General features: G+C 71.2%; 23 protein-coding genes. 20 read left to right on the top strand and 3 right to left on the bottom strand.

What is annotated here, in order from left to right; translation table 11 throughout:
• The first annotated feature begins 26 nt into the window (after positions 1 to 26).
• From ACTU3I_RS10525 to dapF, 10 genes are all read left to right on the top strand, one after another.
• The gene (locus tag ACTU3I_RS10525) at positions 27 to 2,675 is read left to right on the top strand and encodes a DNA translocase FtsK 4TM domain-containing protein (RefSeq protein ID WP_442925638.1); all 2,649 of its coding nucleotides are present in this window, start codon (positions 27 to 29) and stop codon (positions 2,673 to 2,675) included.
• A complete protein-coding gene (gene pgsA, locus ACTU3I_RS10520) occupies positions 2,675 to 3,259 on the top strand; it encodes a CDP-diacylglycerol--glycerol-3-phosphate 3-phosphatidyltransferase (RefSeq protein ID WP_442925637.1) in 585 nt (194 codons plus the stop codon). Before ACTU3I_RS10525 ends, pgsA begins: the two co-directional genes overlap by 1 nt.
• Positions 3,256 to 3,783, top strand: a complete 528-nt coding sequence (locus ACTU3I_RS10515; RefSeq protein ID WP_442925636.1) for a CinA family protein — start codon at positions 3,256 to 3,258, stop codon at positions 3,781 to 3,783. The genes pgsA and ACTU3I_RS10515 overlap by 4 nt, the downstream gene beginning before the upstream one ends.
• 155 nt (positions 3,784 to 3,938) lie before the next feature.
• A complete protein-coding gene (locus ACTU3I_RS10510; protein ID WP_442925635.1) occupies positions 3,939 to 4,247 on the top strand; it encodes a helix-turn-helix domain-containing protein in 309 nt (102 codons plus the stop codon).
• 2 nt (positions 4,248 to 4,249) lie between these two features.
• Entirely contained in the window at positions 4,250 to 4,474 is a 225-nt protein-coding gene (locus ACTU3I_RS10505; protein WP_442925634.1) for a DUF3046 domain-containing protein, read from the top strand.
• 282 nt (positions 4,475 to 4,756) lie between these two features.
• Positions 4,757 to 5,806, top strand: a complete 1,050-nt coding sequence (gene recA / locus ACTU3I_RS10500; protein ID WP_442925633.1) for a recombinase RecA — start codon at positions 4,757 to 4,759, stop codon at positions 5,804 to 5,806.
• Positions 5,775 to 6,443, top strand: coding sequence for a regulatory protein RecX (locus tag ACTU3I_RS10495; protein WP_442925632.1), 669 nt, complete (start codon positions 5,775 to 5,777; stop codon positions 6,441 to 6,443). The genes recA and ACTU3I_RS10495 overlap by 32 nt, the downstream gene beginning before the upstream one ends.
• A gap of 39 nt (positions 6,444 to 6,482) precedes the next feature.
• The gene (miaB, locus tag ACTU3I_RS10490; protein WP_442925631.1) at positions 6,483 to 8,030 is read left to right on the top strand and encodes a tRNA (N6-isopentenyl adenosine(37)-C2)-methylthiotransferase MiaB; all 1,548 of its coding nucleotides are present in this window, start codon (positions 6,483 to 6,485) and stop codon (positions 8,028 to 8,030) included.
• Positions 8,027 to 8,947: a tRNA (adenosine(37)-N6)-dimethylallyltransferase MiaA gene (gene miaA / locus ACTU3I_RS10485; RefSeq protein WP_442925630.1), complete on the top strand. Its 921-nt coding sequence runs from the start codon at positions 8,027 to 8,029 to the stop codon at positions 8,945 to 8,947. Before miaB ends, miaA begins: the two co-directional genes overlap by 4 nt.
• 55 nt (positions 8,948 to 9,002) lie before the next feature.
• Positions 9,003 to 9,860, top strand: coding sequence for a diaminopimelate epimerase (dapF, locus tag ACTU3I_RS10480; protein ID WP_442925629.1), 858 nt, complete (start codon positions 9,003 to 9,005; stop codon positions 9,858 to 9,860).
• A gap of 18 nt (positions 9,861 to 9,878) precedes the next feature.
• Here dapF and ACTU3I_RS10475 read toward each other — a convergent pair whose 3' ends face one another.
• The gene (locus tag ACTU3I_RS10475) at positions 9,879 to 10,520 is read right to left on the bottom strand and encodes a class I SAM-dependent methyltransferase (protein WP_442925628.1); all 642 of its coding nucleotides are present in this window, start codon (positions 10,518 to 10,520) and stop codon (positions 9,879 to 9,881) included.
• A 96-nt stretch (positions 10,521 to 10,616) separates the two neighbouring features.
• Between ACTU3I_RS10475 and hflX the strand changes: the two genes are divergently transcribed.
• Positions 10,617 to 12,158: a GTPase HflX gene (gene hflX, locus ACTU3I_RS10470; RefSeq protein ID WP_442925627.1), complete on the top strand. Its 1,542-nt coding sequence runs from the start codon at positions 10,617 to 10,619 to the stop codon at positions 12,156 to 12,158.
• 74 nt (positions 12,159 to 12,232) lie between these two features.
• Here hflX and ACTU3I_RS10465 read toward each other — a convergent pair whose 3' ends face one another.
• Positions 12,233 to 14,137 carry a prolyl oligopeptidase family serine peptidase gene (locus tag ACTU3I_RS10465; RefSeq protein WP_442925626.1) on the bottom strand — a complete coding sequence of 635 codons (1,905 nt, stop codon included), beginning with the start codon at positions 14,135 to 14,137 and terminating at the stop codon, positions 12,233 to 12,235.
• Between the two features lie 171 nt (positions 14,138 to 14,308).
• Between ACTU3I_RS10465 and ACTU3I_RS10460 the strand changes: the two genes are divergently transcribed.
• The 3 genes from ACTU3I_RS10460 (at position 14,309) to ACTU3I_RS10450 (ending at position 18,628) form a co-directional block, all read left to right on the top strand.
• A complete protein-coding gene (locus ACTU3I_RS10460) occupies positions 14,309 to 15,259 on the top strand; it encodes a methylenetetrahydrofolate reductase (RefSeq protein WP_442925625.1) in 951 nt (316 codons plus the stop codon).
• The gene (gene metE / locus ACTU3I_RS10455) at positions 15,256 to 17,580 is read left to right on the top strand and encodes a 5-methyltetrahydropteroyltriglutamate--homocysteine S-methyltransferase (protein ID WP_442925624.1); all 2,325 of its coding nucleotides are present in this window, start codon (positions 15,256 to 15,258) and stop codon (positions 17,578 to 17,580) included. The genes ACTU3I_RS10460 and metE overlap by 4 nt, the downstream gene beginning before the upstream one ends.
• A 202-nt stretch (positions 17,581 to 17,782) precedes the next feature.
• The gene (locus ACTU3I_RS10450) at positions 17,783 to 18,628 is read left to right on the top strand and encodes an EamA family transporter (RefSeq protein ID WP_442925623.1); all 846 of its coding nucleotides are present in this window, start codon (positions 17,783 to 17,785) and stop codon (positions 18,626 to 18,628) included.
• Positions 18,629 to 18,637: 9 nt separating this feature from the next.
• On the opposite strand, the gene lexA is transcribed toward ACTU3I_RS10450, so the two are convergent.
• Positions 18,638 to 19,330, bottom strand: a complete 693-nt coding sequence (lexA, locus tag ACTU3I_RS10445; protein ID WP_442925622.1) for a transcriptional repressor LexA — start codon at positions 19,328 to 19,330, stop codon at positions 18,638 to 18,640.
• 267 nt (positions 19,331 to 19,597) lie between these two features.
• Here lexA and ACTU3I_RS10440 point away from each other — a divergent pair, with 267 nt between their 5' ends.
• The 6 genes from ACTU3I_RS10440 to ACTU3I_RS10415 are packed head-to-tail and all read left to right on the top strand — an operon-like array spanning position 19,598 to position 23,860.
• On the top strand, positions 19,598 to 19,948 hold the full coding sequence (locus ACTU3I_RS10440) for a LysM peptidoglycan-binding domain-containing protein (RefSeq protein ID WP_442925621.1): 351 nt from the start codon (positions 19,598 to 19,600) through the stop codon (positions 19,946 to 19,948).
• A gap of 25 nt (positions 19,949 to 19,973) precedes the next feature.
• The gene (locus tag ACTU3I_RS10435) at positions 19,974 to 21,059 is read left to right on the top strand and encodes a histidinol-phosphate transaminase (RefSeq protein WP_442925620.1); all 1,086 of its coding nucleotides are present in this window, start codon (positions 19,974 to 19,976) and stop codon (positions 21,057 to 21,059) included.
• On the top strand, positions 21,056 to 21,673 hold the full coding sequence (gene hisB / locus ACTU3I_RS10430; protein ID WP_442925619.1) for an imidazoleglycerol-phosphate dehydratase HisB: 618 nt from the start codon (positions 21,056 to 21,058) through the stop codon (positions 21,671 to 21,673). Before ACTU3I_RS10435 ends, hisB begins: the two co-directional genes overlap by 4 nt.
• Positions 21,670 to 22,320, top strand: coding sequence for an imidazole glycerol phosphate synthase subunit HisH (gene hisH / locus ACTU3I_RS10425; protein ID WP_442925618.1), 651 nt, complete (start codon positions 21,670 to 21,672; stop codon positions 22,318 to 22,320). Before hisB ends, hisH begins: the two co-directional genes overlap by 4 nt.
• A 45-nt stretch (positions 22,321 to 22,365) precedes the next feature.
• A complete protein-coding gene (priA, locus tag ACTU3I_RS10420) occupies positions 22,366 to 23,112 on the top strand; it encodes a bifunctional 1-(5-phosphoribosyl)-5-((5-phosphoribosylamino)methylideneamino)imidazole-4-carboxamide isomerase/phosphoribosylanthranilate isomerase PriA (RefSeq protein ID WP_442925617.1) in 747 nt (248 codons plus the stop codon).
• On the top strand, positions 23,096 to 23,860 hold the full coding sequence (locus ACTU3I_RS10415; protein ID WP_442925616.1) for an SseB family protein: 765 nt from the start codon (positions 23,096 to 23,098) through the stop codon (positions 23,858 to 23,860). The genes priA and ACTU3I_RS10415 overlap by 17 nt, the downstream gene beginning before the upstream one ends.
• Positions 23,861 to 23,895: the final 35 nt, after the last annotated feature.

Below are 23,895 nucleotides of genomic sequence, written 5' to 3'. Positions count from 1 at the left end.
CGGCGAGGCGGCATACCGTTGAAGGCATGCCCCGCACTTCCACGTCCACGAGCGGGCGCGCGTCGTCGAAGGGCTCCGCGCGCAAGCCGGCTCCCGCGCCCAAGCGGTACGTCGGCGAGCCCGAGAAGCCGCCCGTGATCGCCCGCGCCTGGCTGGGGCTCGCCCACGCCGCCGGCGGCGTCTTCCGCGCCTTCGGCCCCGAGACGCTCGAGAAGGATCAGCGTCGCGACGGCTTCCCGTTCCTGCTCGTCCTGCTCGCCGTCGCCGGGGCCGTCGTGGAGTGGTTCCTCATCGGCACCGACGTCGCGGCGAACATCAGCGCCTACTCGGTGGGAGGGCTCATCGGGCGTGAGGCGTTCGTCTTCCCCGTCCTTCTGCTGCTGCTGGCCGGCTGGCTCTTCCGCCATCCCGCCTCCGTGCACGACAACGGCCGGATCGGCATCGGGTTCGCGCTGTTCGTGATCGCCGTCGCGGGGTTCTGCCACGTCCTCGGCGGGCGACCGCAGCCCAGCGCCGGTCTTCCGGAGCTGAGCACCGCCGGCGGTTTGTTCGGCTGGATGGTGGGCGAGCCGCTCGCGACGCTTCTCACGCCCGTGGGTGGCGGTGTCGTCCTCGCGCTCGTCGCGGTCCTCAGCATCCTCATCCTCACCAAGACCCCGCCCAACCGCATCGGCCGGCGCCTGGGCGACCTGTACGACTGGATGTTCGGCATGGAGCGCGCCGAGCGTCCCGCAGGAGCCGGCGACGCGGATGCGGCGATCACGGACGACGCGGAGCCCTCGCTGCCGTGGTGGCGGCGCAACAAGTCCGGCCGTGAGGAGGAGGCCGACGGCAGCCTCGGGTCCCAGGACCTCACCGAGCTGCTCTCGCCCGGCACGACCGAGGGCGGGTTCGAGCAGGTGTTCGCGACCCCCACCCCTCCGCCTCCGCCGCCGGTGCCCGCCCCCGACGCCCTGACCGAGGTCTTCGACCCCGCGGCCCTTGCCGGAGCGGCCCGTGGTGGCACCGCGCTGCGCGACGACGCGCCCGACGCCGGCGACGACGAGCTGCCCGGGATCTCCGGTCTCGGGGGAGACGGGCAAGGGCTCCCGCCGGCGGCGAACTACCGGCTCCCGTCCGTGAACGCCCTCGCCGCGGGAACCCCCCACAAGGAGCGCTCGGCGGCGAACGATGCGGTCGTCGCGGCGATCGAGAGCGTCCTGTCGCAGTTCAGCGTCGACGCCCGGGTCACCGGATTCTCCCGAGGCCCGACCGTCACGCAGTACGAGATCGCCCTCGGCCCCGGCGTCAAGGTCGAACGCATCACGGCGCTGACGAACAACATCGCCTACGCCGTCGCCTCCAACGAGGTGCGGATCCTCGCCCCGATCCCCGGCAAGAGCGCGATCGGCGTCGAGATCCCCAACACCGACCGCGAGATCGTGACGCTCGGCGACGTGCTGCGCTCCCAGGCGGCGACGTCGTCGGTGCATCCGATGACCATCGGCGTCGGCAAGGACGTCGGCGGCGGGTACGTCGTGGCCAACCTCGCCAAAATGCCCCACCTCCTCGTGGCCGGTTCGACCGGCTCCGGGAAGTCGAGCTTCGTGAACTCGATGATCACGAGTTTGCTGATGCGTGCCAAACCCTCCGAGGTGCGGATGGTGCTCGTCGACCCGAAGCGCGTGGAGCTCACGGCGTACGCCGGCGTGCCGCACCTCATCACGCCCATCATCACGAACCCCAAGAAGGCCGCCGAGGCGCTCCAGTGGGTCGTGAAGGAGATGGACATGCGGTACGACGACCTCGCGTCGTTCGGCTTCCGCCACATCGACGACTTCAACAAAGCCGTCGTGGCCGGAGAGATCCAGCTGCCTGCCGGCAGCGAGCGGGTCCTCAAGCCCTATCCGTACCTGCTGGTGGTGGTCGACGAGCTCGCCGACCTCATGATGGTGGCGCCCCGCGATGTCGAGGACTCGATCGTCCGCATCACACAGCTCGCCCGGGCCAGCGGCATCCACCTGGTGCTCGCGACGCAGCGGCCGTCCGTCGACGTCGTGACGGGTCTCATCAAGGCCAATGTGCCCTCGCGCCTCGCCTTCGCGGTCACGAGCGTCACCGACTCCCGCGTCATCCTCGATCAGCCCGGCGCCGACCGCCTCATCGGCCAGGGCGACGGGCTCTTCCTGCCGATGGGCTCGTCCAAGGCGCTGCGCGTCCAGGGCGCATGGGTGAGCGAGGCCGAGATCGAGAAGGTCGTCGCCCACGTCACGCAGCAGGCACGCCCGGAGTACCGCTCCGACGTGGCCGCCGCCGCGGAGAAGAAGGAGATCGACGCCGACATCGGCGACGATCTCGAGCTCCTGCTCGCGGCGGCCGAGCTCGTCGTGTCCACCCAGTTCGGGTCGACGTCGATGCTGCAGCGCAAGCTCCGCGTCGGCTTCGCCAAGGCGGGCCGGCTCATGGACCTGCTGGAATCGCGCGAGATCGTCGGCCCCTCGGAGGGGTCCAAGGCGCGCGACGTGCTGGTCACGGCCGAGCAGCTGCCCGCCGTGCTCGCGCGTCTGCGCGGCGAGGACGTTCCCGCCGACGACCGCTACGAGGGCGACCCCGTCGATGCCCAGTTCGCCGGCCTGCCCGTGGTGGAGGACGACGAGGGCGGCGAGGATGCGTGGCAGCTGACGGGGCGTGACTGATGGCGGTACCGCGGCAGCTGCCCAATGCCATCACGATCGTCCGCATCCTGTGCGCGCCGGTGTTCCTGTGGATGCTGCTCGCCGATGCCGGGACCGACGGTCCGCTGCGCTGGTGGGCGGCGGTGCTGTTCATCGTGGCGATCGCCACCGACGGCGTCGACGGCTACCTCGCACGCCGATACGAGATCGTCACCGATCTCGGCAAGCTCCTCGATCCGATCGCCGACAAGGCCCTCACCGGTGTGGCCTTCGTGGGGCTGTCGATCCTCGGCGAGCTGCCCTGGTGGGTGACGATCGTCGTGCTCGTCCGCGAGATCGGGATCACCGTCTACCGCTTCGTCGTCGTGAGCGATCACGTGTTGGCCGCGGCCTGGATGGGCAAGCTCAAGACCGTGGCGCAGGCCGTGGCGCTCTCTCTCGCCCTCGCCCCGCTGGCGTCGCTCGTGGACAGCCCGGTCTGGGACGGCGCGGTGTGGTGGGTGAACGTCGTCACCATGACGGCAGCGGTCCTCCTCACGATCGCCAGCGGGATCGACTACGTCGTCACCGAGGTCCGCGCCGCTCGAAGCAAGAGCGCCGCATGATCGACGGGTTGCCCGACGATCTGGAGGAGACGCTCGCCAGCGACCCGCAGGAGAGCGCCGCGCACCTCATCGAGCGTGTCGGCGAACTGGGATGGACCCTCGCCGTCGCCGAATCCCTCACCGGCGGCCTCGTCGTCGCGTCGCTCATCGCCGTCCCCGGCGCCTCCCGGGTGGTGCGCGGCGGGATCGTGGCGTACGCCACCGACGTCAAACGCCGCGTGCTCGGCGTCGACGCCGCACTGCTGGAGGCGCACGGCGCCGTCCATCCGCGCGTGGCGCGGCAGATGGCCAGGGGCGTGCGCGACGTCCTCGGCGCGGAGGATCGACCGGCGGAGATCGGCATCGCCACCACCGGCATCGCCGGCCCTGACTCGCCCGACGGGCAGCCGGTCGGCACCGTGCACATCGCCGTGTCGACGCCGCTGGGCACCAGGGTCGACTCGGTGGTCCTCAGCGGCGATCGGGACGCGATCCGCTCGGAGGCCGCGCGGATCGCGGTGAGGCGGGCGCTTGTCGCTCTCTGACCGCCCGACCCGAGGCCGAAGAGCCGGTGTTTCGTGTCCGTTACATTCGGCGATTCCCACCCTTTCCCCAGCGCGCGGGATTAGATTGGCAGCAGTCGGTGTTGTACCGTTGTGCACCCGGCGAACGGCGGAGGAAGCGTGAGGAGGGGCCCGAAATGATCCTGGTACGTCAAGAGATCGGCGAAGTCCTTCGTGACCTGCGTCAGCAGAAGGGTCGCACCCTCCGTCAGGTGGCGGGCCGCGCGAGCGTGGCGCTCGGTTACCTCAGCGAGGTCGAGCGCGGACAGAAGGAAGCGTCGAGCGAGATCCTCGCCTCCGTGGCCGAAGCCCTCGACGTCCCCATCTCCACGATTATGCGCGAGGTGGGTGACCGCATCTCGGTTCTCGAGGGGCTGCAGACGTTCCCCGATGTCGTCCCCGACGACCTCGTCGCCTCCGTCGAACCCGAGCTGTCCCTTCACTGACGGTGCGCCGATCGGAGTTCGATCGCGCCGTCGCGGATGAGTTCGGAGCGCGAGGATCGTCGCTGATCAGCGATCTGGTGCTGTCGGAGCTCGGCGGTCGCACTCCCGCCGACGCGCTGGCGGCAGGCACCCCGCCTCGTGACGTCTGGCTCGCGTTGTGCGCTGCCACGGATGTGCCCGCCTCGCGGCGCTACGGCGTCGGGCGCGTGGAGCCGAAGCGGCGCTGACGACGCGCCGGCGCATTCTCGACTCTTCGACGGGCTCCACAACACGGCGCCACTCACTCGGCGTGTCTTCGAACGTTCGTTCGAGAACCACGTAGGCTCCTGCACAGCAGGTGTCGATGGCGTCCTCTCCACGGGACCGACGGGTTCCCCCGCAATGTCGGAGGCCCTCCCTACCGTGGAAAGCGTCGGAAAGCACCTCACGCCTTGTCGCAGCATCCCCTCCGCCGGAGGGGAGCGCGACAGCCTACAGGCGACGGAACCGTGCAGCTGAAGGAGCATGCCATGCCATCACCCGCAGAGCGCGAGAAGGCCCTCGAGTCGGCCCTCGCCCAGATCGACCGGCAGTTCGGGAAGGGCTCGGTCATGCGGCTGGGCAGCGACGAACGCGCCCCGGTCGAAGTCATCCCCACCGGTTCCATCGCCCTCGACAGCGCCCTCGGCATCGGCGGGCTGCCCCGCGGCCGCATCATCGAGATCTACGGACCGGAGTCGTCGGGTAAGACGACGCTCACTCTGCACGCCATCGCGAACGCGCAGCGCGCGGGCGGCATCGCGGCGTTCATCGACGCCGAGCACGCGCTCGATCCGAACTACGCGGCGAAGCTGGGCGTCGACATCGACGCGCTGCTGGTCTCGCAGCCCGATACGGGTGAGCAGGCGCTCGAGATCGCCGACATGCTGATCCGATCGGGTGCGATCGACCTCGTGGTCATCGACTCCGTCGCCGCCCTCGTCCCCGAGGCCGAGATCAAGGGAGAGATGGGCGACTCGCACGTCGGTCTGCAGGCGCGCCTCATGTCGCAGGCGCTGCGCAAGCTCACCGGTGGCCTGAACCAGACCAAGACCACGGCCATCTTCATCAACCAGCTGCGCGAGAAGATCGGGGTGTTCTTCGGTTCACCCGAGACGACCGCCGGCGGTAAGGCGCTGAAGTTCTACGCGTCGGTGCGTCTGGACATCCGGCGTATCGAGACGCTCAAGGACGGCTCCGACGCAGTTGGCAACCGGACGCGCGTCAAGGTCGTCAAGAACAAGATGGCGCCGCCCTTCAAGCAGGCCGAGTTCGACATCCTGTACGGCACCGGCATCTCGCGCGAAGGCAGCCTCATCGACTTCGGCGTCGAGCACGGCATCGTGAAGAAGTCCGGAGCGTGGTACACGTACGAGGGCGAGCAGCTCGGCCAGGGCAAGGAGAATGCCCGGACGTTCCTCCTCAAGAACGCCGACGTCGCCGCCGAGGTCGAGACCCAGATCAAGAACAAGCTGGGTATCGGCGCTCCGCAGGCTGCGGTGGCCGTGGATGACGAGCTGGCCGCTCGCCGCCCCGCCTGAGATGAGCTCGCACAACGGGGGCGAGCGCGACGCGCTCGCCCCCGTGATCCCGCTCTTCGGCGCCGCCTCCCCGCCGCAGGATGAGGGCGAGGTGCCTGGCTGGCACGCCACCTGGGTCGCCGACACTCCGCAGGAGGTCCCCGAGCCGAGCGATCTGATCGCCGCGGCGGAGAAGACGCTGCTGCGCAAGCTCCGCACGCGCTCGTTGTCGTTGCGCGAAGCGCGCTCTGCCCTGGCGGAGGCCGATCTGGCGCCCGGTCAGGTCGAGGCGGTCCTCGACCGGTTCGTCGGGCTCGGCTACCTCGATGACCGTGCCCTCGCCGAGCAGCTGATCGACAAGGCGCTGTCCCGCAAGTCGCAGGGTCGCTCGGCGATCGCCCAGACACTGGCGCAGCGCGGCATCCCGCGCGACGTCGTCGACGCCGCGCTCGACGAGCTGCCGGACGACGAGGTCGATCGCGCGCTGGAGTTCGCGCGGGCGAAGGCGCCGCAGCTGTCCGATCTCGACCACGACGTCGCTCTGCGCCGTTTGGCGGGTCAGCTGGCTCGCCGCGGGTTCGGGTCGAGGGCACTGTCCGTGGCGAGGCAGGCCCTGGAAGAGTCCCGCGTGCGACCCCGAGGCGTGCGTTTCGACTGAACCGCCGCGCGGGAACGCGAACGTAGAATGGCACGCATCATGACTCTGCTCTCCGAATCGCCGCGGACCATCGCGCCGTCCCTCGCCGCCGTCGCGGCCGACGGTCGGCGTCGCACCTACGAGGTGCGCACCTTCGGCTGTCAGATGAACGTGCACGATTCCGAGCGGCTGTCGGGTTCGCTCGAGAGCGCGGGCTACGTGCGCGCGGAGCTCGGCAGCGAGGCCGACGTCGTCGTGATCAACACGTGCGCCGTGCGCGACAACGCCGCCGGCAAGCTGTACGGAACGCTCGGTCACCTCAAGTCCCGCAAGGACGCCCGCGAGGGGATGCAGATCGCCGTCGGCGGGTGCCTGGCCCAGATGGACAAGGACACGGTGCTGACCAAGGCGCCGTGGGTCGACGTCGTCTTCGGCACGCACAACATGGGATCCCTTCCCGGGATGCTCGAGCGCGCACGTCACAACGGTGAGGCGGAGCTGGAGATCCTCGAGGCCCTCGAGGTGTTCCCGTCGACCCTCCCGACCAAGCGCGACTCCGCCTCGAGCGGCTGGGTGTCGATCTCCGTGGGGTGCAACAACACCTGCACGTTCTGCATCGTCCCGAGCCTGCGCGGCAAGGAGAAGGACCGGCGCCCCGGCGACATCCTCAGTGAGATCAAGCTGCTCGTGGACGACGGCGCGATCGAGGTGACCCTCCTCGGTCAGAACGTCAACTCGTACGGCGTCGAGTTCGGCGACCGGCAGGCGTTCGGCAAGTTGCTGCGCGCCGCCGGTGAGATCGACGGGTTGGAGCGCATCCGGTTCACGAGCCCCCACCCGGCCGCCTTCACCGACGATGTCATCGCCGCCATGGCCGAGACGCCCGCGGTGATGCCGTCCCTGCATATGCCCCTGCAATCGGGGAGCGACCGGGTGCTCAAGGCGATGCGGCGGTCGTACCGCAGCGAGCGGTTCCTCGGCATCCTCGACCGCGTGCGCGAGCGCATCCCGCACGCCGCCATCACCACCGACATCATCGTCGGGTTCCCCGGCGAGACCGACGAGGACTTCGAGGACACGCTGCGCGTGGTCGAGGCGTCGCGGTTCTCGAGCGCGTTCACCTTCCAGTACTCGATCCGGGAGGGCACGCCGGCGGCGACGATGCCGGACCAGGTCCCCAAGCACATCGTGCAGGAGCGCTACGAGCGCCTCCTGGCGCTCCAAGAGCGCATCAGTCTCGAAGAGAATCAGCGTCAGCTGGGCCGCGAGGTGCACGTGCTCGTCTCCAGCGGCGAGGGCAAGAAGGATGCCGCGACGCGGCGCCTGACCGGTCGCGCCGAGGACAACCGGCTCGTGCATGTGAAGGTGCCGGAAGGCTCGCCGACGCCGCGGCCGGGCGACGTGGTGACCGCCGTGATCACGCACGCCGCTCCCTTCCACCTCCTGGCCGACAGCGTCGACGGCGGAGCGCTGCGCATCCGCCGCACGCGCGCGGGGGACGCCTGGGATCGTGCGCAGGCCGACTCCTGCGCGGTGCCGGCGCCCGTCGGCGAGTCCGGCGCACCCCGCTCGATCTCGTTGGGGCTGCCGACCCTTCGTCTCGGGTGAGCGCAGCGCGCCTCTGGGTCATCGTCGGGGCGACGGGCACCGGGAAGACCCGCCTCTCGCTCGACCTCGCGGAGACGCTGATCGCCACGGGCAGGCCAGCGGAGATCGTCAACGCCGACGCCATGCAGATGTATCGCGGCATGGACATCGGCACCGCGAAAGTCCCCGTCGCCGAGCGCCGGGGCATCGCGCATCACCTCTTCGACGTGCTCGCGGTGACGGACGAGGCCGCCGTCGCCGACTATCAGGTCGCCGCGCGCGAAGCGATCACGGCGATCCACGCGCGCGGCGCCGACGCGGTCCTCGTGGGCGGCTCCGGCCTCTATGTCTCGAGCGTCGTGCACGACTTCCGTTTCCCGCCGCGCGACCCGGCCGTGCGGGCCGGACTCGAGGACGAGCTTGCACAGCACGGCCCCGGGATGCTCTACGGGCGGCTGGAACGGCTCGATCCCGAGACCGCGGCGCGCGTCGATCCGAAGAACGGGCGACGCATCGTGCGCGCGCTGGAGGTGATCGCTCAGGGCGCCGCGACGCACCGCGCCGCGCTCCCCGAGCGGCCGCAGCGGTGGCATCCGCGGACGACGATGATCGGGGCGGTCATCGAACGACGCGAGCTCGTGCCGCTCCTGGACGCCCGGGTCGAGACCATGTGGGCGGATGGTCTCGTCGCCGAGGCCGCTGCACTGCGCGCACGCGGGCTGGAGGAGGGCGTCACCGCGCGACGCGCTATCGGCTACGCACAGGCGCTCGATCAGCTTCACGGTCACGTCACCGAGGCCGAGGCGATCGCACAGACGCAGGCGCTCACCCGCCGGTACGCGCGGCGACAGGTGTCGTGGTTCCGCCGTTACGACGGTGTCACGTGGGTGGATGCCCGGGCCTCCTCGGCCGCCGACCTCGCGCGGCTCCCGGGCTGAGCGCACCGGTTCGCAGGGCGGGGATCGGGTCGCGACGGCGCCGTAGACTGGGCGGATGCCGCGCACCGTCCCGTTCACCAAAGGCCACGGCACCGGCAACGACTTCGTGCTGATCGCCGACCCCGACGGCGAGCTCGACCTCACCGACGACCAGGTCGCCGCGCTCTGCGACAGGCACTTCGGCATCGGTGCCGACGGCATGCTGCGCGTTGTCCGCTCGACCGCCATCGACGAGGGGGCAGCGGCCGCCGCATCCGGGGCCGAGTGGTTCATGGACTACCGCAACGCCGACGGGTCGAAAGCCGAGATGTGCGGCAACGGCACACGCGTCTTCGCCCGCTACCTGCTCGAGACGGGGCTGGCCGGCATCGACGACGGACTCTCGATCGGCACGCGAGCGGGCGTGAAGCGCCTGACGCGCTCCGACGACGGGTTCGAAGTCGATCTCGGCCCGTTCGCCATCGCTCCCGACGAGACGCTCGTCCGCGCCCGCGGACTGCCGGTCGCGCGCCCCGGAGTCGGGGTCGATGTCGGGAATCCGCACGTCGTCGTGGCGCTGTCATCCGTCTCCGAGTTGGCCGACCTCGACCTGGCCTACCAGCCTCTGCTCGATCCCGCGCCGCGCGCGGGGGCCAACGTCGAGTTCGTCGTGCCCGAAGACCCGCTCGTCCGCGACGGCGTCGGCGCGATCCGGATGCGGGTGTTCGAGCGCGGCGTGGGGGAGACGCTCAGCTGCGGCACCGGTGTGGCCGCCGCAGCCCTCGCGGTGCGCCACTGGGCAGGCGCGGCTGCCCCCGATCGGTGGATCGTCGACGTCCCCGGCGGGCGCCTGGGCGTGCGAGTGTCGGGGGAGTCGGTGCTGTTGTCGGGACCGGCGAGCCTCGTCTACACCGGCGAGGTCGCGCTCGCCTGAACCGCGGCACGCCGCGCGTCAGGGGACGGCGATCGTTCCGGTCTCGGCCGCCCCGTGTCGGCGGACCTTCAACACGCGATAGCCGCGGCCGGTTGCCGCGCGGTGCACGCTGAAGCCGCGGGGGAACGTGGCGGCGAGCCAGCGCTGAAGGGAGTCCGATCCGAGGTTGCGCTGCACGACCAGCCATGCGTCGCTGCGCTCGTCCAGCCGCGGGATCCAGCGCTCGAGCATCCCGTGCAACTCGTTCTTGCCGACGCGGATGGGCGGGTTCGACCGGATGGTGCGAAAAGAGACGTCGTCGGGAACATCCTCGGGGCGCACGGCGTTGACATTGGAGAGCCCGAACTCCTCCGCGTTGCGTCGCACGAGGTCGAGGGCGCGCTCGTTGACATCCACGGCCCACACGGTGGCGCGCGGGGCGTCCAGCGCGAGAGACAGCGTGATCGGTCCCCAACCGCAGCCGAGATCGAGGAAGTGGCCCCCCGACGGCGGCGGGGGTGTGTTGGACAGCAGGACCGCGGTGCCGGCGTCGAGTCTGTCGGGACTGAAGACCCCCGACGCCGTCGTCACGTCGCGGTCGCGACCAGCGAGCGTGACACGGATGCGGCGCAGTTGCGCGGGACTTGATGGCGACGCGCTGAAGTAGTGGTCGCTCCCCATGCCGGAAGCGTAGCGGAGGACATCCTTCGCAGGGGAGGGCTAAAGTGCAAGGATGCCGCGGCCGGGTGCGCCCGGGCGGCATCACGAAAGGAACGAATGACGGAACACACCACCCCCCAGGACGGGCAGAACACCTCTGCCCCGAGCATCCCCGGATCCCCGGTCGACCCGGTGGACCGCGTGCTCGCGCGCGCCGATGCGCGGTCAGGGGTTCGCGTCTTCGGCGCCGCCCAGGCGCTGCAGGACGAGACCACCGTCGCCTACGGCGACACCGACGGCGAGCAGTGGGATCGTGAGGAACGAGCCGCTCTCCGACGCGTGGCGGGTCTCTCGACAGAGCTCGAAGACGTCACCGAGGTCGAGTATCGGCAGCTGCGGCTGGAGAACGTCGTCCTCGTGGGCGTGCACCCGCAGGGCGAGCAGGAAGACGCCGAGAACTCGCTCCGCGAGCTCGCCGCCCTCGCGGAGACCGCGGGCGCCGTCGTGCTCGACGGCGTGCTGCAGCGTCGCCCGCACCCCGACCCCGCCACCTACGTCGGGCGCGGCAAGGCGCAGGAGCTGCGCGACATCGTCGCAGCCGTCGGCGCCGACACCGTCATCGCCGACACCGAACTCGCTCCGAGCCAGCGGCGCGCACTCGAGGACGTCGTCAAGGTGAAGGTCATCGACCGCACCACCGTGATCCTCGACATCTTCAGTCAGCACGCCAAGAGCCGCGAGGGCAAGGCCCAGGTCGAGCTGGCCCAGCTCGAATACCTCCTCCCGCGGCTGCGCGGCTGGGGTGACTCGATGAGCCGGCAGGCCGGTGGCCAGGTCGGTGCGGGCGGGGCCGGCATGGGCTCGCGCGGCCCGGGTGAGACGAAGATCGAACTCGACCGCCGTCGCATCCGCACGCGCATGGCGCAGCTGCGTCGTCAGATCCGTGATTTCGCACCTGCCCGTGATGCCAAGCGCGCCGAGCGCAAGCGGAACACGATCCCCGCCGTCGCGATCGCCGGATACACGAACGCGGGGAAGTCGAGTCTGCTCAACCGCCTGACGCGCGCGGGCGTCCTCGTGGAGAACGCCCTGTTCGCCACGCTGGATGCCACCGTGCGCCGCTCGCTGACCGCGGACGGTCGCGTGTACACGCTCACCGACACTGTCGGCTTCGTGCGCAACCTCCCCCATCAGCTCGTCGAGGCGTTCCGGTCGACGCTGGAAGAGGTCGCCGGGGCGGACGTCATCGTGCACGTCGTGGACGGGTCGCATCCCGACCCCGCCGCGCAGCTGGCGACGGTGCGCGATGTGATGGGTGACGTCGGCGCGCGCTCGACGCGCGAGCTCGTGGTCTTCCACAAGGCCGACCTCATCGACCCCGACACGCGACTGGTGCTGCGCGGCCTCGAGCCGACGGCGCTGTTCGCCTCCAGCCGCACGGGCGAGGGGATCGAGGAGCTGCGCGCGGCGATCGAGGAGGCGCTCCCGCTGCCCGCCGTCGAGGTGCGCGCGGTCGTGCCGTACGACCGGGGCGATCTCGTGTCGGCCGCGCACGAGTCCGGCCTCATCCTCGCGCAGGAGCACCGTGCCGACGGCACATACCTGCACGCGCACGTCGGTGAGCGGCTGGCGGCCGAGCTGTCGCCGTTCGTCTCCTAAACCCCCCCCGCCATTTGCGTGAATCGGCTGCCAAATCCGCGGGTTTCGCAGCCGATTCACGCAAGACGTGCACGTCAGGCGAGGACGATCGGCGGGACGCCGGGCGGGGTGAAGCCGAACACCTCGCCGAGGAAGGCCAGCTCGCTCTCCAGCGAGTGCACGATCGTGTCCCCCCGGCGGAAGCCGTGTCCCTCGCCTTCGTAGAGGACATACGCGTGCGGGACCCCGCGCGCGGCGAGGGCATCGCGGATGGCCTCGGCCTGCGCGGGCGGGACGACGGCGTCCTCCGATCCCTGCAGGATCAGCAGCGGAACGCGGAAGCGCTCGGGACGACGGAGAGGGGAGCGCTGCCGATAGAGGTCCTCGGCCTCGGGGAGCGGGCCGATGAGACCGTCGAGGTAGCGCGCCTCGAAGTCGTGCGTCTCGGCGGCGAGGGCTCGCGCGTCGCCGACGGCGTAGCGCGCTATACCGGCGGCGAAGACATCCGTATCGACGAGGGCGGCCAAGACCGTCCACCCTCCCGCTGACCCGCCCTCTATCGCGAGGCGCCGCGGGTCGGCCGACCCGTCGGCGACGAGCGCTGCGGCCGCCGCCGCGACGTCTTCGACGTCGACGACGCCCCACTGGCCGCGAAGGCGCTCGCGGTAGGCGCGCCCGTACCCGGTGGACCCGCCGTAGTTGACGTCGAGAACCCCGATCCCGCGGCTGGTGAAGTAGGCGACCTTCGCGGATGCGGCGGGTCCGACGTGCGCCGTCGGTCCGCCGTGCACCAGCACGACATACGGGGGCAGCTCATCCGCCGGACCTCCCTCGTCGGGGTTTCTCGGGTCGTAGGCGAAGGCGTGGACGGGCCCGCGGGAGCCTTCGGCCGTCACGGCGCGAGCGCGCGGCATCCACTCGCCCGGCAGCACGGGCGCGCCACCGGACACCACCACCGCGCCGTCCTCGGCCGCGTCGAGATCGACGAGCCACAGGCCGCCCGGGGTGGTCTCGCCCGCACCGGAGACGAGCACGTTCCGACCTCGCGCGTCCTCGATGAGCGCGCCGGAGCTGACCGGCACCGCGAGGACGCGATCGCCGTCGCCGTCCACCGCGACGACCTCATCGGCACCGTGAGTGCGCACGGCCACGATGCCGCCGGCCACCGGCGCGAACCAGCGAGAGCCGAGCACCCACAGGCCGCCGCCGGTGTCGGCGTCTGCCGGTGCGACGGGGCGCGGCTCCTCGCCGACCCGCGCCGACCACACGTTCCAGCGTCCGGTGGGATCGTCGAGGAAGAGGAGCTCGTCATCGCTGGTCCACTCCGGCTGCAGCGGGGCGCGGTCCTCGCCGCCTGCCACGACCGTCCACGAGGTCACGACTCCGCCGCGGAGCTCGCCGACTCGCAGCTCGGTGCGATCCCACGGCATGTCGGGATGGTTCCAGGCGATCCACGCGAGGCGCGTGCCGTCGGGGGAGAGCGCCGGCTGGGCCACGAAGTCGCTTCCGCCGACGAGGCTTCGCACCTGGCCGGTGCCGGCCAGGTCGATCTCGACGATGTCGCGCACCGGAACGGCGGCGTCGCCCTCGCTCTCGCGGACGGCGAGCAGGCGATCGCCCTGCATCCGCAGCCCGCCGTAGCGTACTCCTGGCGCGTCGGGCGTCAGAGGTCGCGCCGCCGTCCCGGGGCGCAGTGCCCGGACGCGCTGGTCGCCCTTCTCCACGTAGAGGAGTTCGCCCGCATCGGTTGCCGTCCACGCGCCGCCGCCGTATTCGTGCACGCGTGAGCGGGCGCTCGCCGGTGCGGGCAGGATGTCGTCGATCGTGCCGTCGGGAAGCCGGCGCTTCACCGTCGTCCGGCCCGCCTCCTCTGGGACCGTCTGGCCCCACCAGATCTCGTCTCCGACGAACAGTGCGCCGTCGATCCGGGGTGAGGCGGCGGCCACGTCGACGGCGGTGAGGGGCGAGGGCCAGGAACCGTGGGAGAGAGCGCGGCGCATGCCCGTCAGCCTAGGTCGTCGACTCCGGATGCCGACGCGCAACAGAGCGACACACGATCTGCCCGGCGGGGGCGCGAGCGGCTACCGTGGGCAAACGGCCGTGTTCGCCTGCGCCGCCGTGCGCGCCGCATCCGGTCGCGGATGCCGCCCCGAAACCCCGAGAGTCCACAGATGTCCGACGAATCGCGCGCTCGCGTGCCATTCTCCTTCGAGCTGTACCCGCCGCGCTCGGCGAGCTCGGAGGCGGCGCTGCACGAGACGATCGCGCGACTGGCGGAGACCGGTCCCGACTTCCTCTCGGTCACCTACGGCGCCGGCGGGTCCACCGGCGGCCGCTCGCTCGAAGTCCTGCGCCGCATCCGGACCACCACCGACGTCGAGCCGCTCGCGCACCTCACGTGCATCGGCAACACCTACGCCGGGGCGGCCGCCCTCATCCGCGAGTTCCTCGACGCCGGGATCGAGAGCTTCCTCGCTCTGCGCGGTGACCCGCCGGCGGGTGTGCCCGAGGAAGAGGTGGAGCTCGGCGATCTCGAAAGCGCGGCGCAGCTCGTCCAGCTCATCGACCGAGTGCAGGCCGAACGCGCGCCCTACACCGAGTCGGGCATCCCCGGCATTCCGGGAGCCGCGCGGGTGGATCGCCGCCCGCACGTGCAGATCGCGGTGGCGGCGTTCCCCAGCGGCCACCCGCGTTCGCGTCATCCGCGTGAGCACATCGACGCCCTGCTGGCGAAACAGGCCGCCGGGGCGACCCTGGCCATCACGCAGCTCTTCTTCCATCCCGACGACTATCTCGGCTTCGTCGCGCGCGCCCGCGCGGCGGGGGTCACGATCCCCATCCTCCCGGGCATCATGCCGATCACCTCACCGGCCCGGCTTCGGCGCGTGCTGCAGCTGACCGGCGAGGAGCTCCCGTCCGAGCTCGCGATCGCCCTGGAGGTCGAACCGACGGCCGACGGACAGCGCGCGGTCGGTGTCGCCTATGCCGCCGAGCTCGTGCGTGCCGTCGTCGACGGCGGAGCCCCCGGCATCCACCTCTACGCCTTCAACAACCACGACACGGTGCTCGCGGTCCTCCGCGACGCCGGCATCCTCACCCCGCACAAGGAGACCGCGAGATGACCGCATTCCCCACCGGCACGATCCTCGGCTACCCCCGCATCGGGCGGCGCCGAGAACTGAAGCGCGCCGTCGAGTCGCACTGGACCGGCGCGATCGACGAGGCCGAGCTGGAGACGCAGGCGGCGAGCCTGCGGCGCGCGACGCGCGAGCGACTCGCGGAGCTGGGCCTCGGACGCGACGACTCCGCCATCCCCGAGACCTTCTCGTACTACGACCAGGTGCTGGATGCGGCGATCACCGTCGGGGCTCTGCCCGAGCGCTTCGCGAGCCTGCGCAGCGCCGACGGCAGCATCCCGCTGTCCGCCTACTTCACCGCGGCCCGCGGCGCGGGCGAGAACCCGCCGCTGGAGATGACGAAGTGGTTCGACACCAACTACCACTACCTCGTCCCGGAGATCGCCCCCGACACCGTCTTCAGCCTGTCCAGCGACCGCTACGGCCGCCTCGTGTCGGAGGCGCGGGCCGAGGGGTACACGACCCGCCCCGTCGTGGTCGGGCCCGTGACACTGCTCGCCCTCGCCAAGCCCGCCGACGGTGCGCCTGAGGGCTTCCGCCCGCTCGACCGGCTCGACGACCTCCTGCCGGTGTACGCCGAGCTGCTCACGACCCTGCGCGCCGCGGGTGCGGAGTGGGTGCAGTTGGACGAGCCCGCCCTGGTCAGCGAGAGCCTGCCCGAGGATGCGGCGGCCCTGGCGGCGGCCGCCGAGCGCGCGTACGCCGTGCTCGGTGCTGCATCCGACCGGCCGTCGATCCTCGTCGCCGCTCCCTATGCACAGCTGAGCGACGCCGCGTGGGCGACACTGGCCGCCGCGCCCGTGGAAGCGCTCGCGGTCGACCTCACGCGCGGAGCCGTCCCCTCAAGTGCCGCCGGGCTCGAGCAGAAGACGCTCGTGGGCGGGGTCATCGACGGGCGCAACGTCTGGCGGGGCGACCTCGGTGCCGCACAGGCACGCCTGGAGGAGCTCGACGCGCTCGGCGCCGCCGCGGTGGCCGTTGCCACCTCGACATCGCTCCAGCATGTGCCGCACGACGTCGGCGACGAGCCCGACCTGGATCCGCGACTGGTGAGCTGGCTGGCGTTCGCCGACCAGAAGATCGGCCAGGTCGCCGTCCTCGCGCGCGGTCTGCGCGAAGGAGCCGAGGCGATCGCCGACGAGATCGCCGCCGCATCCGCGGCCCTCGCGGACCGCCGCAGTGCTCCGGGAGTGAGTGACGGCGCCGTGCGCGAGCGCGCGACGGCGCTGCGGAGCGCCGACTTCTCGCGCGGCGAGTACGCCGTCCGCGACGCCGCGCAGCAGGAGGCGCTCGGTCTTCCCGTTCTTCCCACGACGACGATCGGCTCGTTCCCGCAGACCGGCGACATCCGCCGCGCCCGCGCCCGCTTCACGCGCGGAGAGATCGACGAGACGGCCTACGAGGGGTTCCTGCGCGAGGAGATCGCCCGTGTCATCTCGCTGCAGGAGGAGCTGGGCCTCGACGTGCTCGTGCACGGCGAGCCGGAGCGCAACGACATGGTGCAGTACTTCGCCGAGAACCTCGACGGTTTCGCCGTGACCCGCAACGGGTGGGTCCAGTCCTACGGATCGCGGGCGACGCGTCCGTCGATCCTGTGGGGCGACGTCTCGCGCCCTGCGCCGATCACGGTGCGCTGGGCGACGTACGCGCAGTCGCTGACCTCGCTGCCGGTCAAGGGCATGCTCACGGGCCCGGTGACGATCCTGGCGTGGTCGTTCGTGCGCGACGACCAGCCGCTCGGGGAGACCGCGAACCAGGTGGCGCTCGCGCTGCGCGACGAGATCTCCGACCTCGAGAGCGCCGGCATCCAGATCATCCAGGTCGACGAGCCGGCGCTGCGCGAGCTGCTGCCGCTCCACCGCGACGCGCAGCCGGCGTACCTCGACTGGTCGGTCGGGTCGTTCCGGCTGGCGACGGCCGGCGCCGGGGACGCCACCCAGGTGCACACGCACCTGTGCTACTCCGAGTTCGCCGTCGTGATCGACGCGATCGCCGCGCTCGATGCCGACGTGACCTCGATCGAGGCCGCGCGAAGCCGCGGCGAGGTGATCGGCGACATCCGCACCTCCGGCTTCGCCCACGGCATCGGCCCGGGTGTATACGACATCCACTCGCCCCGCGTCCCGTCCGTGGCGGAGGTGGGGGAGCTCCTGGACCGTGCCGTCGCCGAGCTTCCGCTGCGGCAGGTGTGGGTCAACCCCGACTGCGGCCTGAAGACGCGCGGGTATGACGAGACTGTCGCATCGCTGAAGAACATCATCGAGGCCACACGCGCCACGCGCGAGCGCGTCGCCGTTTCGGCCTGACGACGCGCGCGGGGCCTCGCATCGGCCCGATGCCGCAGATTCCCCACCCGGGAGCGCGGCGTCGGGCCGATCCGCGCGCGTAGCGGGAAGTCAAGGGCGGCACCCGGCTCGATTGCGGAAGATACGGTGCAGGGATGGAGGCGTTCGACCACCCCCGCAGACGCTCAGATGCCGATCGTGTCCCCGCCCGCGGTGCGGGCGGATGATCGCCGTCCTCCTCGCGCTGGGAAGCGCGGTGCTGTTCGGCGCGGGCGACTTCGCCGGTGGGCTCGCTGCGCGCCGCACGCCGGCGACGACCGTGATCCTGTGGTCGCAGGCGCTCGGCGTGCTCCTGCTCGCGGTCGGTCTGCTCGTGATCCCCGGGGTCTTCCGTGCCGACTCGCTGCTGTGGGGCGCCGCGGCGGGGCTCGCGGGCGGCGTGGCGCTGCTGCTGTTCTATCGCAGCCTCGCCGAGGGCAGCATGAGCGTCGCGGCGCCGCTGACCGCGCTCGGGAGCGCCGGCGTCCCCGTCCTCATCGGCGTCGTGCTGGGGGAGCGGACCACGTTCCTGGCCGTCGTCGGCATCGTGATCGCCCTCGTCGCGGCCGTGCTGGTCAGCGCGGAGGGCGGACGGCTCCCCGCATGGCGCGAGCTCCTCGGAAGCCGGACGACCGGCGGCGCGCTGGCGGCCGGTGCTCTCTTCGGGCTCTTCTTCGTGCTGCTGGCACAATCGAGCTCCGACAGCGGACTGTGGCCGCTGGCCGGCGCCCGCGCTGCATCGATCGGGCTCATGCTGGTCGTCGCCATCCTCGCCCGCCGCGCGCTCGTTCCCGCACGCGCGGCGATCGGCACGGTGATCGTCGCGGGCGCGGCGGACATGGGGGCGAACATCCTGTTCCTGCTGGCGACCAGGCAGGGGCTCCTCATCATCACCGCCGTCCTCGTCGCGCTCTATCCGGCGGTGACCGTCCTGCTCGCCCAGGTGGGATTGCGCGAGCGCGCCAGCGGGCTGCAGATCGTCGGGTTCGTCGCAGCCGCCGCAGCGGTCACGTGTATCGCGCTGGGCTAGCGCGATACGTCAGACGGCACGGAGGACGGCCACCACGCGACCGAGGACCACGGCCTCGTCGCCGAGGATCGGCTCGAAGGCCGAGTTGCGCGGCAGCAGCCAGGTGTGTCCGTCGCGACGGCGGAACGTCTTCACCGTCGCCTCTCCGTCGAGCATCGCCGCCACGATCTCGCCGTTCTCGGCGTCGGCCTGCGAGCGCACCACCACCCAGTCGCCGTCGCAGATCGCGGCGTCGATCATGGAGTCGCCGGAGACCTTGAGCATGAAGAGCTCGCCCCTGCCGACGAGCTGACGGGGGAGGGGGAAGATTTCCTCGACCTGCTGGTCGGCGGTGATCGGCACACCCGCGGCGATCCGCCCCACCAGGGGGACCAGGGCCGCGTCGCCGAGCGCGGGGGCGGTGTCGGCCGGATTCTCCGCGGCCGTGCCGGGGAGGTCGATGAGCACCTCCATCGCGCGCGTCTTGCCGGGATCGCGCCGGAGATAGCCGCTCAGTTCGAGCTGGTTCAGCTGGTGCGTGACGCTCGACAGCGACTTCAGCCCCACCGCGTCGCCGATCTCGCGCATGCTCGGCGGGTATCCGTGACGCGCGATGGAGCGCTGGATGACCTCGAGGATGGCGAGCTGCTTGTCGCTGAGGCTCTTGCGCCGACGCGTCTGCGGCTTCGAGATGGCGCTCAGGTCGGCCGTCGCGTCGGTCATGTCGTGCTCCCCTCCCGTGCCGGCGATGGCACCGGTCTTCGAATGTCGGAGGTCCGTGATGGTCTTCCGATGTCGAAACCGTATCCGGATCGAAGCCGGGAATCGCGGAGCGCGACGCGTGTCGCGTTCGATCTGTTTCCGATTCGGATGCTGTTGACACGTCGATTGTATCGAAGATAGATTCGGAAGACAGGTTCGCATCCGGCTCTCCCGGCCGAGAGCCGGATGCGAACCTACGGCGCAGCAACGCCGGAACAAGGAGGAGCCATGACCACTCTCGCAAGCACCGCCCCCACCATCCGTCTGCGCCTGACCGCGCGCGGCCGGCGCGTCCTTGCGGGCCTGGCCGCTCTGCCGGCTGTCGTCGCGATCGTCATGGCCGTCCTCGGCGGAGGAGCCGCCCTGGCATCGGGGGACGCCGGGGCGCCCGCCGGCACGTTCGCCGAACTCACTGTCATGTCGGGAGAATCGCTGTGGTCGATCGCGCAGGACGTCGCGCCCGATGCCGACCCGCGTGAGGTCGTCGACGCGATCACGCGTCTCAACGCGCTCGAGTCCGCGACGGTGTCGGCCGGTCAGCGCCTCGCGATCCCGGCGGAGTACGCGCCCGCTCGGTGACCGCGCGCGCCGTAGCATGGGAGGAATGACGACCCGGCTCGACGATCTCCCGTTACGCGACGACCTCCGCGGAATGGTGCCCTACGGCGCACCGCAGGCGCCGCTGCCTGTCGCCTTGAACGTCAACGAGAACACGCACCCCGTGCCGCAGGAGGTCGCCGACGACATCCTCGACTCCCTCGCCCGTGCGCTGCGCGATGTGAACCGCTACCCGGACCGCGAGTTCACCGCGCTGCGCGAGTCGTTCGCCGAGTACCTGGGGCACGGACTGACGGCGGACCAGATCTGGGCGGGGAACGGGTCGAACGAGGTGCTGCAGCACATCCTGCAGGCCTTCGCGGGTCCCGGGCGCACCGCCTTCAGCTTCGGCCCGACCTACTCGATGTACCCGCTCCTCACCCGGGGAGTGGGCGCACGGTGGATCGCGGGTGAGCGCGGACACGACTACGTCCTTTCGCCGGAGTCCGCCGTCGAACAGGTGACGCAGGCCCGCCCGGACGTCGTGTTCCTCTGCTCACCGAACAACCCGACGGGGACACCGCTCAGCCTCGACGTCATCTCGGCGGTCTATGACGCCGTGGACGCGATCGTGATCGTCGACGAGGCGTATCACGAGTTCGCTCCGCGCGAAGAGCGCTCGGCGTTGACGCTGCTTCCCGGACGTGAGCGCCTCGTGGTGTCGCGCACGATGAGCAAGGCGTTCGCGTTCGCCGGCGCCCGCGTCGGTTATCTCGCCGCCGATCCCGCGTTCGTCGACGCCCTGCGCCTCGTTCGGCTGCCCTACCACCTCAGCGCGCTGACGCAGGCGGCGGCGCTGGCAGCGCTCGCGCACGCCCCGACGATGCTGGCCATGGTCGACGAGATCGTCGCCCAGCGCGACCGCATCTCGGCGACCGTCGCCGCCCTCGGCTACGAGCCGTACGAATCCTGGACGAACTTCGTCCTCTTCGGCGGGGTCGACGACCCCGACGCGACCTGGCAGGCGCTGTACGACCGGGGCGTGCTCATCCGCAACCTCGACATCCCGCACGCGCTGCGCGTCACGGCCGGGACCGAGGAGGAGACGACCGCGTTCCTCGATGCCCTGGCCTCGGTAGGATCGAGGGCATGACCGGGGGATCTGCTGCACCGCGCACGGCCGCGCTTCGCCGCGAGACGAGCGAGTCGCGCGTCGAGCTCGAACTCGACCTCGACGGCACCGGGCGAAGCTCCGTCTCCACGAGCGTCCCCTTCTACGACCACCTCCTGACGGCCTTCGCGAAGCACTCGCTCACCGACCTGACCGTGCGCGCCACCGGCGACACCCACATCGACGCGCACCACACCGTCGAAGACGTGGCGATCGTCCTGGGTGACGCCCTGCGCCAGGCGCTCGGCGACAAGGCCGGCATCGCGCGCTTCGGCGACGCGCTCGTTCCGCTCGACGAAGCGCTCGCCCAGGCCGTCGTCGACGTCAGCGGCCGGCCGTACCTCGTGCACACCGGGGAGCCGGCCGGATACGAGCACCACCTCATCGGCGGTCATTTCACGGGGTCCCTCGTACGTCACACTTTCGAGGCGATCGCCTTCCACGCCGGTCTCACCGTGCACATCCGCGTTCTCGAGGGCCGCGACCCGCACCACATCGCCGAGGCGGAGTACAAGGCGTTCGCGCGTGCGTTCCGGCAGGCGAAGGCCCTCGATCCGCTCGTGGAGGGGATCCCGAGCACCAAGGGAGCGCTGTGAGCGACAGACCGCTCGTCGCGGTACTGGACTACGGATCGGGCAACGTCCATTCCGCCGTCAAGGCCCTGATCGCAGCCGGCGCCGACGCGCGCCTCACGGCCGATCGCGGACTGATCCAGGACGCCGACGGCCTCGTCGTCCCCGGTGTCGGAGCGTTCCGCGCGGTGATGGAGGCGTTGCGCGCCAGCCGCGGGGACGAGCTGATCGGACGACGCCTCGCCGGAGGCCGGCCGGTGCTGGGCATCTGCGTGGGCATGCAGGTGCTCTTCGATCACGGCGTCGAGCGCGGGGTCGACACCGAGGGTCTGGGCGAGTGGCCGGGTGCCGTCACGCAGCTCGAGGCGCCGGTGCTGCCCCACATGGGCTGGAACACGGTGCAGGTAGGGGAGAAGTCGCGTCTGTTCGCGGGCATCGAGAACGAGAGGTTCTATTTCGTCCACTCCTTCGGAGCCCGCACGTGGGACCTCGACGTCCACCCCCCGTTCCCCTCGCCGACCCTGACGTGGGCCACCCACGGCACGCCGTTCCTGGCGGCGGTGGAGAACGGCCCGCTGTCGGCGACCCAGTTCCACCCCGAGAAGTCGGGGGAGGCCGGCATCCGATTGCTCTCCAATTGGATCGACGGCCTCGGCACGGCTACTCTCTGAGCTTGTGCCCGCTGCCGGCGACCGCCCGCGCGCACACGAGGAGCCATGAACGATTTCGCGTCGACCCCCGAACTGATCCTGCTTCCCGCGGTGGACATCGCCGACGGCAAGGCGGTCCGCCTCACGCAGGGCGAGGCCGGCACCGAGACCAGTTACGGCGACCCCGTCGACGCGGCCGCCCAGTGGGCGCGGCAGGGAGCGAAGTGGATCCACCTCGTCGACCTCGACGCGGCCTTCGGACGGGGGAGCAACACCGGCATCCTGCGCAAGGTCATCAAGCAGGTGCGCGGCGTGCAGGTCGAGCTGTCCGGCGGCATCCGTGACGACCGCTCGCTCGAGGCCGCTCTGGAAAGCGGTGCCGCCCGCGTGAATCTCGGCACCGCGGCGCTGGAGAACCCGGAATGGGCAGCGGACGTCATCGGCCGGTACGGCGAGGCGATCGCGGTCGGACTCGACGTGCGCGGGACGACGCTGGCCGCGCGCGGCTGGACCCGGGAGGGTGGCGATCTGTGGACGGTGCTCGACCGTCTCGAGGACGCCGGATGCAGCCGCTACGTCGTCACCGACGTCACCAAGGACGGCACGCTGCAGGGGCCCAACATCGAACTCCTGCGCGAGATGACCGCGCGCACGCCGAAACCGATCATCGCCTCCGGCGGCGTGTCGAGCCTCGATGACATCGCTGCGCTCCGCGAGCTGGTTCCGCTCGGCGTCGAGGGAGCGATCGTCGGCAAGGCCCTGTACGCCGGCGCGTTCACGCTGGCCGAGGCGCTGGATGTCGCCGGAGACTGACGACGCGCGCGCTGATTCGGCGGGCGTGCCCTGGGAGGGGCGCCGGTTCGAACCGAACGCCCATTCGGCCGACGACGGCTCGGCCGACCCCGCGCTGGAGGCGGCGCTGCTCGCCGTCCGCTCGGGGGGCGCCGACGCGCGGGCCGTCGTCGAGGCGTACCGGTCGGCGCGACTGCTCATCCCCCTCATCGCGGGCCGCGGCGACGAGGGCATCGGGCCGCATGGTCAGGTGGTCGACAAGACGCAGGAGCTGTCGATCGTCACCGTCGCCGCTCCCGACGGTCGCAAGGTCCTGCCGGTGTTCACATCGGTGGCGACGATGGCGCAGTGGGATGCGGCGGCGCGGCCCGTGCCGGCCGACGGCGTGCGGACGGCGCTGGCCGCCGCATCCGACGACACGGATCTCATCGTGATCGACCCGGGCTCCGCGACGGAGTTCGTGCTGCGCCGCCCGGCGGTGTGGGCGATCGGCCAGGGGATCGCGTGGGAACCCAGCCACCTCTCGGCCGAGGTCTTCACGGGCCTGCAGGAGAGCGTGGCGGGCGAGCTCGCGGTGCTCGATCTGGCCGTGGAGCCGGGGGATCCCACCGGCCGCCTCCGCGGCCCCGAGCTGATCGTGCACCTTCAGCTCATGCAGGGGCTCGACCAGCAGGAGCTGGACGCCGTGCTCGCCCGCGTCGCGCGCCGGTGGGCCGCCGACGACCGCATCGCCGTGCTCGTGGACTCCCTGACGGTGAAGCTCTCGTAGCCACCACCCGTCGAGTCGCCAGAATACGTCGACTT

Source organism: Microbacterium sp. RD1 (genome assembly GCF_052220165.1).
Classification (GTDB): domain Bacteria; phylum Actinomycetota; class Actinomycetes; order Actinomycetales; family Microbacteriaceae; genus Microbacterium.
This window is presented reverse-complemented; position numbering and strand designations above follow the sequence as displayed.